The sequence below is a fragment of the Tenacibaculum sp. TB-53 genome (assembly GCF_059716285.2).
Genome location: NZ_CM202790.1, coordinates 360,903 through 375,000, shown reverse-complemented (window position 1 = coordinate 375,000; position 14,098 = coordinate 360,903). Strand labels below are relative to the sequence as shown.

General features: G+C 31.4%; 14 protein-coding genes, 1 tRNA gene and 1 pseudogene. 5 read left to right on the top strand and 11 right to left on the bottom strand.

What is annotated here, in order from left to right:
- Nucleotides 1–840 precede the first annotated feature (840 nt).
- The gene (locus AC3VJB_RS01745; protein ID WP_159494561.1) at nucleotides 841–1,905 is read right to left on the bottom strand and encodes a PA0069 family radical SAM protein; all 1,065 of its coding nucleotides are present in this window, start codon (nucleotides 1,903–1,905) and stop codon (nucleotides 841–843) included.
- 210 nt (nucleotides 1,906–2,115) lie between these two features.
- Nucleotides 2,116–3,177 carry a chorismate synthase gene (gene aroC, locus AC3VJB_RS01740; protein ID WP_047790439.1) on the bottom strand — a complete coding sequence of 354 codons (1,062 nt, stop codon included), beginning with the start codon at nucleotides 3,175–3,177 and terminating at the stop codon, nucleotides 2,116–2,118.
- 294 nt (nucleotides 3,178–3,471) lie between these two features.
- Between aroC and AC3VJB_RS01735 the strand changes: the two genes are divergently transcribed.
- Nucleotides 3,472–3,556: transfer RNA gene (locus AC3VJB_RS01735), tRNA-Ser, on the top strand.
- Between the two features lie 562 nt (nucleotides 3,557–4,118).
- Here AC3VJB_RS01735 and AC3VJB_RS01730 read toward each other — a convergent pair.
- The 5 genes from AC3VJB_RS01730 to AC3VJB_RS01710 all read right to left on the bottom strand — a co-directional run bounded on the left by AC3VJB_RS01730 (nucleotide 4,119) and on the right by AC3VJB_RS01710 (nucleotide 8,099).
- Nucleotides 4,119–4,679 carry a phosphatase PAP2 family protein gene (locus AC3VJB_RS01730; RefSeq protein WP_253269499.1) on the bottom strand — a complete coding sequence of 187 codons (561 nt, stop codon included), beginning with the start codon at nucleotides 4,677–4,679 and terminating at the stop codon, nucleotides 4,119–4,121.
- A 2-nt stretch (nucleotides 4,680–4,681) separates the two neighbouring features.
- Complete coding sequence (locus AC3VJB_RS01725; protein WP_159616648.1) at nucleotides 4,682–5,731, bottom strand: peptidylprolyl isomerase; 1,050 nt, start codon at nucleotides 5,729–5,731, stop codon at nucleotides 4,682–4,684.
- 88 nt (nucleotides 5,732–5,819) lie between these two features.
- Nucleotides 5,820–6,545, bottom strand: a complete 726-nt coding sequence (gene bamJ, locus AC3VJB_RS01720; protein ID WP_497666670.1) for a BamJ family beta-barrel-assembly machinery protein — start codon at nucleotides 6,543–6,545, stop codon at nucleotides 5,820–5,822.
- Nucleotides 6,542–7,081 carry a gliding motility-associated peptidyl-prolyl isomerase GldI gene (gene gldI, locus AC3VJB_RS01715; protein WP_047790442.1) on the bottom strand — a complete coding sequence of 180 codons (540 nt, stop codon included), beginning with the start codon at nucleotides 7,079–7,081 and terminating at the stop codon, nucleotides 6,542–6,544. The genes bamJ and gldI overlap by 4 nt, the downstream gene beginning before the upstream one ends.
- Nucleotides 7,071–8,099 (bottom strand): DHH family phosphoesterase, encoded by a 1,029-nt coding sequence (locus AC3VJB_RS01710; protein ID WP_047790443.1) that lies wholly within the window; start codon nucleotides 8,097–8,099, stop codon nucleotides 7,071–7,073. The genes gldI and AC3VJB_RS01710 overlap by 11 nt, the downstream gene beginning before the upstream one ends.
- A gap of 81 nt (nucleotides 8,100–8,180) precedes the next feature.
- On the opposite strand from AC3VJB_RS01710, the gene AC3VJB_RS01705 reads away from it, so the two are divergent.
- Together AC3VJB_RS01705 and AC3VJB_RS01700 are read left to right on the top strand one after the other, a co-directional pair.
- Nucleotides 8,181–9,188, top strand: coding sequence for an alkaline phosphatase D family protein (locus AC3VJB_RS01705; protein WP_167714115.1), 1,008 nt, complete (start codon nucleotides 8,181–8,183; stop codon nucleotides 9,186–9,188).
- 108 nt (nucleotides 9,189–9,296) lie between these two features.
- Complete coding sequence (locus AC3VJB_RS01700; protein WP_028892988.1) at nucleotides 9,297–9,716, top strand: nucleoside-diphosphate kinase; 420 nt, start codon at nucleotides 9,297–9,299, stop codon at nucleotides 9,714–9,716.
- Nucleotides 9,717–9,854: 138 nt separating this feature from the next.
- On the opposite strand, the gene AC3VJB_RS01695 is transcribed toward AC3VJB_RS01700, so the two are convergent.
- From AC3VJB_RS01695 to AC3VJB_RS01680, 4 genes and pseudogenes are all read right to left on the bottom strand, one after another.
- Nucleotides 9,855–10,322 carry a hypothetical protein gene (locus AC3VJB_RS01695; protein WP_231128427.1) on the bottom strand — a complete coding sequence of 156 codons (468 nt, stop codon included), beginning with the start codon at nucleotides 10,320–10,322 and terminating at the stop codon, nucleotides 9,855–9,857.
- Between the two features lie 51 nt (nucleotides 10,323–10,373).
- Nucleotides 10,374–10,604: a YodC family protein gene (locus tag AC3VJB_RS01690; protein WP_047790444.1), complete on the bottom strand. Its 231-nt coding sequence runs from the start codon at nucleotides 10,602–10,604 to the stop codon at nucleotides 10,374–10,376.
- Nucleotides 10,605–10,690: 86 nt separating this feature from the next.
- Nucleotides 10,691–11,167: an Hsp20/alpha crystallin family protein gene (locus AC3VJB_RS01685; protein WP_047790445.1), complete on the bottom strand. Its 477-nt coding sequence runs from the start codon at nucleotides 11,165–11,167 to the stop codon at nucleotides 10,691–10,693.
- Nucleotides 11,168–11,633: 466 nt separating this feature from the next.
- A pseudogene (locus tag AC3VJB_RS01680) lies at nucleotides 11,634–11,744 on the bottom strand (IS110 family transposase); the annotation flags it as partial.
- A gap of 490 nt (nucleotides 11,745–12,234) precedes the next feature.
- Here AC3VJB_RS01680 and AC3VJB_RS01675 point away from each other — a divergent pair.
- Complete coding sequence (locus AC3VJB_RS01675) at nucleotides 12,235–12,954, top strand: toll/interleukin-1 receptor domain-containing protein (protein WP_497666669.1); 720 nt, start codon at nucleotides 12,235–12,237, stop codon at nucleotides 12,952–12,954.
- Nucleotides 12,955–13,105: 151 nt separating this feature from the next.
- Entirely contained in the window at nucleotides 13,106–13,837 is a 732-nt protein-coding gene (locus AC3VJB_RS01670) for a hypothetical protein (RefSeq protein WP_497666668.1), read from the top strand.
- Nucleotides 13,838–14,098 lie beyond the last annotated feature (261 nt).

Genomic DNA, 14,098 nt, shown 5'->3' with positions numbered 1-14,098 from the left:
TAATTACGCTGTCAATTTCAATATTTTCAATGAACTTGTGGCGAGTCACCAATGACAAGTTTTTACTTATCTTACGACTCATCCTCTTGTAGAAACACTAGACTCGAACTAGTAACTTATCGTCTTCCAAAATTTCTGTGATCGTACCGCTTTGTGAAAGCGGATGCAAAACTACAAACTCTTTTTAATCTGACAAAACTTTTTTTAAAGTTTTTTTTTCGTTTGATTTGCTACACTATTTTAATGAACTGCTTCCCTAAAATTCGGACTGCAAAGATACTTACTTTATTCCCTAATAAACAAGAATTTGTTAAACTATTTTTTAACCTTTTCTTTAAATATCTTACTCCCCTATTTTAATGAACTCTTACTAACTTTAAAGCTTATCGCTTTTCCGTTGGCGGGTGCAAATATAGATACCTTTTCCCACTTAACAAGCAATTTTTAAACCTTTTTTTTAAATATTTTTTAATACGTTATTATATAATTAGTTACACCCTGAAGTTTTTCTAACCAATCAAAACAATACCTACTCTTTTACTCTAAACACTCTATTACAAACCGTGACATTATACTTACTGCACTTACCTACATGAGCCCTAAAATAACTTGTATATACTATATATAATGTAACAAATCGCGTTAGGGATTGAAGTGACATCCTTTGTTTTTGACTTGCGATAGCATCTCAAGAACAAAAGATATAGCGGAAAGCCCGACAGTTTACTTGTGCTTGAACCTTAGTGAAAAACACTTGTAAACTGGAACGACCTTGAAATAAAAATCCGTTTTGAAATACCTTATATATATTGTAGGTAATTGCCTTTTATAAAATATTATTTAAAACAGTGTTGTTTGATTCGTTTGATACTTATCAAATTTGGTATAATCTAGTGGAGGGAGTGTTTTATCTTTTAAATACAATTTTCTTGCCAGCTTAAATTGTGTATTTATTTGCTCTGCTATTTTTCCTTCTCCTCTCATTCTACTCCCATAACGTGAATCATTCAACGAGCCTTTATGCGTGTCTTCTATTTGATGTAGTATTTTGTTTGCTCTATCTGGGTAGGTTTTTCTTACCCAATTGGTAAAAATTTCCCCTATCGCTCCATTCAAACGTACTATTGTATATGCAACTGATGTTGCTCCTAACTCACTTACTTTTTTTACTAATGGTAATATTTCATGACTATTGATTGAAGGTATAATTGGCGCCATCATAACATTAACTGGAATATTATTTTCCGCTAGCGTCTTAACTGTTTCTAATCTTTTTTCGATTGTTGCTGTTCTTGGCTCTACTACCCTTCTTGTTTCTTCTAACAACGATGTGATCGATATATTCACTCTCACTAAATTCATAGCTGCCATTTCTTTTAAGATATCTAAATCACGAAGTATTAGTGCATTTTTTGTTATCATACTTGCTGGATGCTTTAACTTTAACAGCACTTGTAGCATTTTTCGTGTGATTTCAAGCTTCTTTTCTACTGGTTGGTAACAGTCTGTATTTCCTGAAAACATAATATTTTGGGGTTGCCAATTACGACTTCGCAGTTTTTTCTCTAATAGTTCTGGTGCATTTGTTTTATATAGTATTTTACGTTCAAAATCTAATCCTGCTGAATACCCCCAATATTCATGCGTGTTACGTGCATAGCAATATATACATCCATGCTCACAGCCTTGGTATGGATTCATTGAATATGAGAATCCAATGTCTGGACTTTTTATTTTATTTAAAATTGTTTTGGGATAAATTTCTAAATAGGTTGTTTTATTGTTATCTACTGATTCATTTTCAGCTTCGCAATAATTTAAAAAGTCATCTAACACCTCGTGTTGATGTTGTATAAATTTATTGTGCGTGTTGTGTTGTGCACCACGCCCTTTAATATAGTCCATAATCATATCTAAATAAAATATTATAAAATTGTCTTTAGAATGACTTTATCGAGAACAGGTTCGTATAAACTTCTCGATACAATTTCGATAGAGCATCGAAATCATCCGAAGTGACCTTGTAAAGGTACTTTAAAATAAAGTGATTTATTTAACAATAGGTAAAATTGTTATAAACAAAAAACATCATTTTAAAAAATGATGCTTTTGATTTTAAATTCTCCTTGTTTTATTCATTAACCAAAAATCAGCGAGTACTAAAGCTGTTAATGCCTCTACAATAGGTACTGCTCTTGGCACCACACAAGGGTCATGTCTCCCTTTTCCGTGTATCTCAGTAGCCTCTCCTTTTGAGTTTGTTGTTGCTTGATTTTGCATTATTGTCGCTACAGGTTTGAATGCTACCCGAAAATAGATATCCATTCCGTTAGAAATCCCTCCTTGAATTCCTCCTGACAAGTTAGTTCGTGTTGTTCCGTCTGGATTAAAAATATCGTTATGCTCAGAACCTTGCATTTTTGCTCCACAGAAACCACTTCCAAACTCAAATCCTTTTACAGCGTTTATAGATAACATGGCTTTTCCTAACTCTGCATGTAATTTATGAAAAATAGGTTCTCCTAAACCTACAGGTACATTTTGTGCTACACATGTTATTGTTCCTCCAACAGTATCACCTGCTTTACGTATTTCATGAATTTTAGCAATCATCTTTTCTGCTGATACTTCATCAGGACAACGGACAATGTTACTTTCAATTTTAGAAAAGTCTAAATCTTGATATGGCTTTACCATAAAAACGTCTCCTACTGATGATGTAAATGCATTTATATTAATGTGATTGATTAATTGCTTTGCTAGCGCTCCTGCCACAACCCAATTGGCTGTTTCTCTTGCTGATGTTCGTCCACCACCTCTATGATCTCTAATTCCGTATTTTTTATCATACGTGTAATCGGCATGTGAAGGACGGTACACATCTGTATTATGGTTATAATCTTTACTTTTTTGATTTGTATTCTTTATTGCAAAACCTATTGAGGCTCCTGTAGTCACTCCATCAAAAATACCCGACAAAAACTCAACTGTATCTGGTTCTTTACGCTGTGTTACTATTTTAGATTGCCCTGGCTTACGACGATCTAATTCTTGCTGAATAGCATCAAAATTAACTTTTACTCCTGCAGGGAATCCATCAATCACACCTCCAATCGCTATTCCATGAGATTCACCAAATGTAGTTAACTTTAAAATATTTCCGAATGAATTAAACATACCTTACTATTTAATAAGACGAAGGTAGAATTTATTTACTAAAAACGATAATTTTCATTCTTATAATTATCGATTAATCCATTACCTCATCCTATTATGTATTCAGTTTATTTTTTATTTAATTTTTTTTAAATTTTATTTCACACCAAACTTATTGATAGCAAAAGCATTACGTTTCACAACACTTTTAAAGCTTAAATTTTATTAAAAAAAGTATCAAAAAACTTTTTTAGAATTGAAAAAAGGTCATATATTTGCACCCGCAATCAGGGAATATATCTGATGAGGCACTCAGGAGAAATGGCAGAGTGGTCGAATGCGGCGGTCTTGAAAACCGTTGTCTGTAACAGGACCGGGGGTTCGAATCCCTCTTTCTCCGCAAGTCCGAAGCGAAAGCTTCGGATTTTTTTTTAGGGGATTAAAGAAAAAAAGCTTACAAATTTGTAAGCTTTTTTTATTTTACAATTATCACGCCTAAAAATAACATTACACAAAAAATTAAGTGTAACAAGAACAAACTATGTAAAGCATACCTAAAAGACTGTACACTTTGTTTCAAATTATAAGTAACTTTAGAAGTTTAAATAGGTTAACTTACTTCTTCTCAAATATGTCACGAGTATGATATATAGACCTAAAGTTTAAGGCTATTTAGACTACACTTAAAACATATTTAGAGAGAAAACATCTCATTTACCTATGAGATACTTGTAGAAAGCGTGAGCAAGGACATTACCGAACTATTAAAAATTAAGTATTGGAAAACACCTTTTGTTATCCACCTTAAGAAAAACTAAATAATATATTCTAAGAGAAACTATTATATAAATTTATAACAACACGAAAAAACTGCCCACCTATATACTACATAAAGGTTAGACAGTTTATTAAATAATGTACATAATAGCACTAAATTTTACACTAGAATAACAAAATAATAGTTAAAAATTAAACTTACTATCTATAAAAGTATATAGCTTATAAGCCAAGCTTCCTATGATACCTCCATTAACAAAACCTACCAAAATATCTATAGGAAAATGTACTCCTAAGTACAATCTGCTATAGGCAAAAATCAAAGGAAAAAGAACTAGAATTTTTATATATCTTACATACTTCTTTAAAAGAAGAATTATAAACACTGTAACTACTGTAGAAGTGGTTGCGTGACCTGAAACAAAACTATAACTTTGAGGCCTAATTAGCGTTCTTAAAACATCTTTTATTTCTGGGTCATTATTAGGACGTAATCTCTCAAAAACTCCTCTTATGAAATTTGTGAATTGGTCTGAAAAGGTTACTAAAACAGCTATAAAAACCACTGTAAATAATCCTTTTTTCCACCCAAACTGTTTAAACACTAAAAACAGCAGAAAAGCGAACAAAGGTGTCCAAGTAAATTGATTGGTTATTGTTAACCAAAAACTATCCCATTGCTCATTTCCTAAGCTATTAAGATAAATTAAAAGCTCTTTATCTTTTTGTATAATATTTTCTATCACGATTACTTTCCTACTTTTAATACTTCTATTTCAAAAATTAAATCCGATTTTGGAGGTATCGGTCCTACTCTACGGTCTCCATATCCTAGATAAGAAGGTATAAACAATCGTACTTTATCTCCTTCTCTCATTGTTCTCACTCCTTCTTTCCAACCTGCTATTAATGGAAAGTTTTCGTCATCTACAGTAAAAACAAAAGCTTCTCCTTTATCTAAACTAGAGTCTATTTTTCTTCCATCTGCTAAATACAGCGTATAATGCGCTGTTGTTGGTAATGCTGGATTTACTTTTTTTCCACTTCCTTTTTGTAATGACAAAATTTTCAAACCAGAATCAGTTGTAATTGCATCATTAATTCCTTGTTCTTCTTGATACTTTTGTTTTAACTCTTCTAGCTTTTTCTTTCTCTCTTCTTCTTTCTTTTCAACGTTTGCTAATTCATTTTCAAAAACTACTGGAGCATCAAACTTAGCCGCCTCTTCTCCTATTCTTAAAATTTCTATCTGTTTTATATAGTCATTTTTCTGAATGGTATCTACTACTGACTGACCTTGTAAAACACGACCAAAAACCGAATGTCCACCATCTAACCAAGGTGTTGCTTTGTGTGTAATAAAAAATTGACTGGAATTGGTAACTGGTCTTGAGTAGTTTGCCATAGACAACACCCCTGGTCCGTCGTGCTTATACAACAGTTTTCCTTGTTCATCCATTGGGAATTCATCAGCAAATGTATAACCCGCATCACCAGCACCTGTTCCTGTTCTATCCCCTCCTTGTATCATAAAATCTTTAATAACCCTATGAAACTTCGTTCCATCATAAAACGGTGTTCCTTTTAACGAATCTATCATTTTAGGATGTGTTCCTTCACTCAAGGCTACAAAATTCGCTACTGTCATTGGAACTTTATCATAAAAAAACTTTACTAAGATATCTCCTCTGTTTGTTTGGATATCTGCATACAACCCGTTTTCTAAATTAGGGTATTTCGCTGATTTACATGACACAAACATTATCAATACAACAAATACAATTTTAAATAATTTCATTTATTTCGTTTTTATTTTCTCATATAAACAATTAATTAGGTTAACAACAAGTGCTAACCTAATTAATTATCAACTATTTAAGTTTTGTTTATTTTATCTCTAATAACTCTACTTCAAAAACTAAAGCTGAAAAAGGCTTAATATGTTGTCCTCTTTGTTGCGCTCCATAGGCTAATTCTTGAGGAATAAAGAATTTATATTTTGCTCCTGGCCTCATTAACTGTAAACCTTCTGTCCATCCTTTAATTACTTGTCCTACTCCAAATTCAGTTGGTTCACCTCTTTCTACTGAGCTATCAAACACAGTTCCATCAATTAAAGTTCCATGATAATGAACTTTTACTCTAGAGTTTGCTGTTGGAACTTCGCCTTCTCCTTCTTTTAAAACTACATACTGTAAACCACTCTCTGTAGTTTTTACTCCTTCTTTAGTTTTATTTGTTGCTAAAAACTCTTCTCCTGCTTTCTTGTTATCTCCAAATTCAGCTTCTGCTTTTTTAGCTTGCTCTTCTTGCATTTGTTTCATTTTTTCTTGTTGCTTCTTTTGAAAAAATGCTCTTAAAATATTGTTTATATCTTTTGACTCTACTAATAGGTTTGTAGAATCCATACCATTTTTAAAACCTTGCACAAATAAATCCTGATCCATATCATCAAAATTCATTTTTATTTTATTAGCCATATCTAAGCCTAAAGCGTAGCTTACAGAGTCTACTTCTGTTGCTAATGAACTTTTTTGTTTAAACTGACCGTTACTGCATGAAACAATTGATAAACCTACAACTGTAGCTGCTAAAATGTTGGTTAATTTCATTCTTCTATTTTTGATTTTATATCGATTAATGTTACTGTACTTTGTATTGGCTGATTTACAGCTATTTTATTTCCATCTCCAGTAACTCCAAAAGCTCTGTATGATGGAATGACAAATGTAATAGTTTCTCCTTTTTTCATCAACTTTATTCCATCTTGTAATGCAGGAATAAAATCTTCTTTATCTACTTTGTAACTTCTCTCCTTTGTTTCATAAAGAACATCTCCATTCAGACTTACTATATTGTAAGACAACATAACTAAATCTTCAAACTTCGGAGAACTTGAGTTTAATGTATCTTTAGTAATATATGTATACCAAAAACCGTTAGGTGAAGTTTTATATTCTTTAAGAGTATCTTTAGCCACCCATTCTTCTAAACGTTTTTTTTCTAAAGCGTTTAGTTTCTTATTCTCTTTAAGAACTTCTTTATAAAAATTTGTTGTACCGTGTTGCTTTGGTCTTCTTGCTTGCGGCTCTTTACAAGACACTATAAGTATAGCTGTAAAAACAAAAAGTATTATTTTATGCTTCATACGATTTTTCTAACTCTTGTTGGTATGTAGGTAATAACGACTTAAATCTTGCTATCGTATTTTCCAAGCTATCATCACTTCTACCTCCAGCTGCATTATCATGTCCTCCTCCATTAAAATAATTACGTGCAAACTGGTTTACAGAGAATTTTCCTTTTGAACGAAAAGATATTTTCACAATTCCTTGTTCTTCATCTTCAATAAAAATGGCAGCAAATACAATTCCTTTCAAAGATAATGCATAGTTTACTACCCCTTCTGTATCTCCTTTTTCGTAATTAAATTTTCTCTTTTCTTCCTCAGTAAGTGTTATAAATGCTGTTTTATATTCTGGTAAAACTTTCATATTACTAAGTGCTTGCCCTAACAACAATAATCTATTGTAAGAGTTTGCATCGTGTACATTACTGTGAATCTTATCATTTTCAGCTCCTTTATCTATTAAATTTGCTATAATTCTATGAGTGGTACTTGTTGTAGATCTAAAACGGAAAGAACCTGTATCGGTCATAATACCCGTATATAAGCAAGTTGCTATATTTTTATCTATTAACTCTACATCTCCCATCATTTCAATAAAGTTGTATACCATTTGACAAGTTGAAGACATGGAAGTATCTGAATACATATACATGAAATCGTCTGGTTGTTGATGGTGATCTATTAAAGCAAAATCGTTTTCGTATTGCTCTAAAGTGTTTTGCATATCACTTCCTACTCTATGTAACGCATTAAAGTCTAGTAAGAAAACAATGTTAGACTTCGCTAAAGCTTTGACAGATTGGTTGTTTTGACGATCAAAACGCTTAACAGTTTTTGACCCAGGAACCCAATGCAAAAAATCAGGATATTCGTTTGGCATTAACACTTGTGCCGTATGTCCTTTTTTGTCTAAATAATGTTTTAAACCTAGTGTTGAACCAATTGCATCTCCATCTGGGTTTCTATGCCCAATTATTACAATATTCCTAGGTTTAGATAAGAACTCTTTTAATTCTGTAAAATGCTTTAAAATCATAAGTGGCGAAGATACAAATTAATGCTATATTAACCTTTTTATGTATTGCTTTTTGTTTCTTTGCTATAAAATTAAAACTTAATGAAATCTACTAAATTTATTACCCTATTAACCTTTTTGCTAAGTATCCCTTTTCTATCTTTTAGTCAAGATACATTTTCCATTGCTTTTGGATCTTGTAATAACCAAAAACTTAACAATCCTTTTTGGGAAAACATTCTATCACTTCAACCCGATGTATGGATTTGGGGTGGAGATAATATTTATGCAGATACTAATAACATGCGTAAAATGAAACGTATGTATAAAAGTCAAAAAAAGGTTAAAGGATATAAAGAACTAACTACCAAAGTTCCAATTCTTGCTACATGGGATGATCATGATTATGGTAAAAATGATGCAGGTGTAGAATTTGAAATGAAAGACGAAAGTCAACAATTATTTTTAGATTTTTTAGATGTCCCTAAAGATTCTCCTAGAAGAAAACAACGAGGCGTTTACCACTCTAAAACTTTCAACACAAAAGATGGTAGTGTTAAAATTATTGTTTTAGATACTCGCTATTTTAGAACTTCACTTACTAGAGGTACTAACGGACAACGTTTTCAACCTAACAAATATAACGAAGGTACTGTTTTAGGCGATACACAATGGAAATGGCTTACAAATGAACTTACAAACTCTACTGCTACTTTTACTATAATTGTAAGCAGTATTCAAATCTTATCAAAAGAACATGGTTTTGAAAAATGGGGTAACTTTCCTCATGAAGTAGCTAATTTATTCAGTTTAATTAAAAAAGCTAAAAACACCAACGTAATTCTTCTTTCTGGAGATAGACATATTTCTGAGTTTTCTAAAACAACTATTGAAGGACTTGCTTATCCTCTTATAGATTTCACTTCAAGTGGGTTAACACATGCTTATTCTTCATTTTCTTCAGAAGAAAACAACTTCAGAATAGGAAATGTTGTAAATTCTTTAAGCTATGGAACGTTGCTTTTAGATTTAAAAACTAAAAAAGTAACCTTTCAAATGCGTGGTAAAAACAAATCTATCTTACAAGAAATCAACCAAGTATACCCTTAACTTGCTAATAACATTAAAAAGTGTATTTTTGCGCCGATTTATGCAAAGTTTGCATAATCAACAACAATTAAGAAATTTATCATATACTGATATTTATTACATTTAATAATGGCAACAAATAGAACTTTTACAATGATTAAACCAGATGCTGTTGAAAACGGACATACTGGTGCAATTTTAGAAAAAATTAATGCTGCAGGTTTCAGAATCGTAGCTATGAAAAAAACACAAATGACGAAGCGTGATGCTGAGACTTTTTACGGGGTACACAGCGAGCGTCCTTTCTTTGGTGAGTTAGTTGAGTTTATGACTCGCGGACCAATCATCGCTGCTATCTTAGAAAAAGACAACGCTGTTGAAGATTTTAGAACTTTAATTGGTGCTACAAACCCAGCTGAAGCTGCTGAAGGAACTATCCGTCAATTATACGCTACTTCTATTGGAGAAAATGCTGTACACGGTTCTGATTCTGATGAAAACGCAGCTATCGAAGGTGCTTTCCACTTTTCTGGTAGAGAAATGTTTTAATCTTTAATTTAGATTACTGAATTTATAGATATTATAAAGGCTCGCTACAGTTTTGTAGCGAGTTTTTTTTATAAATATTTCTCTAATTATTTTCCCTTTACTAAGCAAAATGCATCCTTTTAGCTAATTTAAATTAGCTTATTTAGGGTTTATAAATTCAGACTGATATTTTTCTAAAAACTTCTTCTGCCTATCTTCCATTTGTTTCATTATTTTATCTATCTCCATAAACTCTCTACCAAAATTACTTTTAAAAAAGTCATTACTAAAATAATGTTTACTAAAAAGAGAGTCTTCAGAAAAGACATCTTCAAATCCTTGCGTTTGAAATTCTGAAAAGTTTGTAAAAAATTTAGATTTAAATGATTTTAACAAACTATCTCTGTCTATAGAAGAAAGATTTGTTTCATTGTTGTTAAGTGACCAGGTATAAATACTATCATAACGTATCAAGTTTCCATTTTCATCAAACTCTTTATCTACTTTCCAACTTCCTTTAGGTTGTTTTTCTATACGCTCAACACTTTCTTTTTGTCTGTGTTTTTGACCATTGCAACTAATAGTTAACAAAGCCAAGACCATACATAACATATACTTTCTCATCATTTTTAATTTTTTGTTAAACAATTCGTAAACTTAATAAGGTTAATTAAACTTCTACACCTTATATAAACCTCCTGTTTCTGGTGACTTCACTAAATTGTTTTGATGAAATATTTTTGATTTTCGTTCACCTTCTTTATACCAAACACACTCTAAATAAGTATCATTATTATTCACCCCTAATAAGGCATCCTTCTTTAGGATGTATTTGAGCACTTCCATCTTTGGAGTTTTATTACTACCTTTTAATCTCACCCAATCTCCTGATTTAAATTTTCTAGGCATATGATTGTATATTAAATTAATAGGAAAATATTTATAAAGGAGGCTGATAATTCAGCCTCCTTACCTCCTTTAAGGATAAAAAATCATTATGAAATTTTAATTGTTCTTGCTGGTTTTTGTTTTGCTTCATCTTTTTTAGGTAAAAAGATGTTTAAGATACCATCCTTGTAGCTAGCATTAATCTTATCATCATTCACGCTTTCTGGTAGCGTAAATGTTCTTTTAAACGAAGAATATCCAAACTCTCTACGAGTATAGTTTTCTTGTTTTTCTTCATTTGTTTCTTTTATTTCTGTGCTAATAGATAATATTTGATTATCAATATTTATATGAAAATCAGATTTGCTTAAACCAGGAACAGCCATTTCTACAATATAACTATCTGCTGTTTCTTTAATGTTTACTTTAGGTAAAGTAATTCCTGTATTAAAGTTTGATGTAAACACAGCTGGAAGATCTCTATTAAACACATCATCTAGCCAACTAGACAAGTTAGGGAAGTTTACGTTTGAATTAGTGCTTGTTAAACTTCCGTTTTTAGGAACATTAATTAAATTGCTCATAATTACAAAATTTTAATTAAACATTATTTCAAATACGAAACCTTAAGTGATTTCAATCACCTATTTTGCAAATAATGAGCCAAAATAAAAAACGAGACAACTTCTTTTATTAACTTTTAATTTTCTTTAACATACGACTGTTATTTTTACAGTCACCTATTGTTTTTCATCAAAAAAAGGTCATTTTGTCATATTAAAAAACTCATCAACACACTCAAAAACAAACACTTAGTTCATTTTAAATTTAATTCACAATAACTTCGTTAGTATTGAGCATAAATCATTAAAACGGATTCGGGTTCTTAAAAAATTGTCATTAATTTAAAAAATAGTGTGAGAAAAATATTACTATAGTATTATCAGGAAGAACTGAAGTAAAAACAAGTGTATTTTATACTTTTTTAACTCAAAGCACTTTATAATTTGCATCATAATGTAAACCACTTTTCACTATTGCAAAAGCTTATTTTAGTAACTTATTACACACTGCTATTAAAGCAGATTTTACTTTTACCCTAGCAATAATTCGATCATAAAGCTCTCTACACTCTTTATTGTACTTACATATTGATGAGGAAAGCTCAACGAAGCTCGCTGATGGTTTCGTTGCCTTGAGGAAAGGCCAGCGAAGTTCGCTGATGGTTTCGTTGCCTTGAGGAAAGCTCAGCGTGACGCGCTGATGGTTTCGTTGTGTTGAGGAAAGACCAGCGTGACGCGCTGACGGTTTCGTTAGGGAGTATTCAATAAAGTGTGTCAGCAGCGATATATAGAATCGTTGCTACTCCGTAAAACATCTTTTATTTTCTAAATAACTTAGCTTATGGTATTCCGTAAGATTTTGGACACATCTTGTAGTAAGTTCGTTGGAGTTGTATAATTAATTAACAAACAACAATAACTCGTTAATAACTTTATTTTAAGTAACCTGTTGATTTTAATATATTTGAAAGCATATATAAATTAGTTAGCTGTAATTAGAAAAACGTTAGAACATTTCGAATACGGCTTTCCGTAAATGAAGATGAAAGGAAATTAATAATTTAGTCAACCTAAAAGAATAAAAAAAAATGGCAAGATGTACAGCACCTTCGAGAGGACATAGAACAGCAAGTGGACGAGCAAATTGTCCTGCGTGTAGTAGTAGATATGGTGGATATAGTTCTGGATATTCATATCCGTCTTATGATAACTCTTATACTTCAAGCAAAAGAACATCTTCATCTGGAAATTATAATAGTTCAAAAGGTCGAACTCGAAAAGCTTCTTGGTCAAAATCTGGTTCTGCTATTTATTATACTTCAGCAGAGATAAATACACTTACACCTGTTAGAAAAGTCGTTGAAAAAAGAGCTAAAAAACCTGATATTAGAGACATTTTTCTTTGCCACGCTTGGGATGACAGAAAAGAATCTGCGTTAGAATTATACAACTTACTAGAATCAAATGGTGTAAATGTATGGTTCAGTGAAAAAGACATACCATTAGGAACTTCATTTCTTCGGGAAATCGATAAAGGTTTAGCCAAATCTAAAATTGGAATTGTTTTAGTAACACCTAGCTTCTTGAAAAGAGTACAGAACGAAGGTGTAGCTGAAAAAGAATTATCTGCTTTACTTGCTACAGACCAACTTGTACCTATTGTGCACAATACAACTTATGATGAATTGAGAGATGTGAGTCCATTGTTAGGGTCAAGAAATGGATTAGATACACAAGAGGATACAATGGAAAATGTTGCAAAGAAATTGGTTGAATTAATTACTGTGAATGAAAATAACTACAGCTAACATCGTCTATAAAAAATTGCTGCATTAGTACTTAAATAATGGTCGTTGCACTTTTGTTACGTCTGATTTTCCTTCGGAAAATCCTCGCACACAAAAACACAACTTTCCATACACAAACACGTTGCTGTAATTAAAAAATAAAGAGAAAAAGATGCGATTAGCAGAAATAGCAAAACAATTAGGAACAAATAAAGAAATAATGGATTCATACTGGGAATACCATGAAAGAAAACAGAATTGGTTTTTTTCTCCAAATCCAAATTTAGATGGAGCTACAAGAAGACCTATGTTTCCAAGTCTTATAGATTGGAAAAAATTAAAATCATCTGAGAGAAAACGAAAATGGAATAACCTTAGTATGAAGCAACGAATGACAATTTCAACTCTTGCTGGATTTGGATATGAAGGGAGAGGAATTAACTTAGACAATATATCTCACTTTTCTAGATTAAGAGAAGCTTGTATGAGTAAATGGAAAATAAACTTATACAGTGTGTTCTGGAGTGATTTAGGAAACGGAAAACGTTGGCTTTGTAATGTTTTTGTTGGTGATGCTATTTATTTATACGGTTTAAATAACTTTACTTCATCAAATAATCATTATTATGACCCAGAACAAATCTATATGGGTAAATCTTCTTTAAGAAAAAGAAAAAATTATAAAGATGTTAAAGTTGGAGATATTGTTGTTTTTGGAAAAGGACATGTAGAAATTATTACAAGTATTCAAAAATATTGGGTTGCTGATGATGGGTTTTGCTCTATCGGCGCAGGCAGAGGTAGGGGTAGATCTTATATGGGAAGTATAGAATGTGATGGGGTATTAACACTTTCAGGAAAAAGAGAACTAAATAATAGCAATCACACATACTTTTATATATAGAATGCGAAAATTTTATTTTTTATCTTGTTTGTCTAATTTTCTAATACTGCTTTTAGTTGGACAGTTTGTTTTTCCTTTAACCGAAGGAATAGTTAGTAATCACATAAAAAAATTTACCGAAATCAGTAGTTACGTAAATTATAGTTACTATTTCTATTTTTTTGTGTTTTGGTGGCTTGCACCACTTTCAATACTTTTAATAAAAAATTACTTAAAACATTTATTACTTTTTATTACAATAAATATATTATTAGCGGTCAT

Excerpts from the sequence above, each read along its gene's own strand:
- AC3VJB_RS01745 (WP_159494561.1), bottom strand. The coding sequence starts at position 1,905 with ATGGACTATATTAAAGGGCGTGGTGCACAACACAACACGCACAATAAA.
- aroC (WP_047790439.1), bottom strand. The coding sequence starts at position 3,177 with ATGTTTAATTCATTCGGAAATATTTTAAAGTTAACTACATTTGGTGAA.
- AC3VJB_RS01725 (WP_159616648.1), bottom strand. The coding sequence starts at position 5,731 with ATGAAATTATTTAAAATTGTATTTGTTGTATTGATAATGTTTGTGTCA.
- bamJ (WP_497666670.1), bottom strand. The coding sequence starts at position 6,545 with ATGAAATTAACCAACATTTTAGCAGCTACAGTTGTAGGTTTATCAATT.
- gldI (WP_047790442.1), bottom strand. The coding sequence starts at position 7,081 with ATGAAGCATAAAATAATACTTTTTGTTTTTACAGCTATACTTATAGTG.
- AC3VJB_RS01710 (WP_047790443.1), bottom strand. The coding sequence starts at position 8,099 with ATGATTTTAAAGCATTTTACAGAATTAAAAGAGTTCTTATCTAAACCT.
- AC3VJB_RS01705 (WP_167714115.1), top strand. The coding sequence starts at position 8,181 with ATGAAATCTACTAAATTTATTACCCTATTAACCTTTTTGCTAAGTATC.
- AC3VJB_RS01700 (WP_028892988.1), top strand. The coding sequence starts at position 9,297 with ATGGCAACAAATAGAACTTTTACAATGATTAAACCAGATGCTGTTGAA.
- AC3VJB_RS01695 (WP_231128427.1), bottom strand. The coding sequence starts at position 10,322 with ATGATGAGAAAGTATATGTTATGTATGGTCTTGGCTTTGTTAACTATT.
- AC3VJB_RS01690 (WP_047790444.1), bottom strand. The coding sequence starts at position 10,604 with ATGCCTAGAAAATTTAAATCAGGAGATTGGGTGAGATTAAAAGGTAGT.
- AC3VJB_RS01685 (WP_047790445.1), bottom strand. The coding sequence starts at position 11,167 with ATGAGCAATTTAATTAATGTTCCTAAAAACGGAAGTTTAACAAGCACT.
- AC3VJB_RS01675 (WP_497666669.1), top strand. The coding sequence starts at position 12,235 with ATGGCAAGATGTACAGCACCTTCGAGAGGACATAGAACAGCAAGTGGA.
- AC3VJB_RS01670 (WP_497666668.1), top strand. The coding sequence starts at position 13,106 with ATGCGATTAGCAGAAATAGCAAAACAATTAGGAACAAATAAAGAAATA.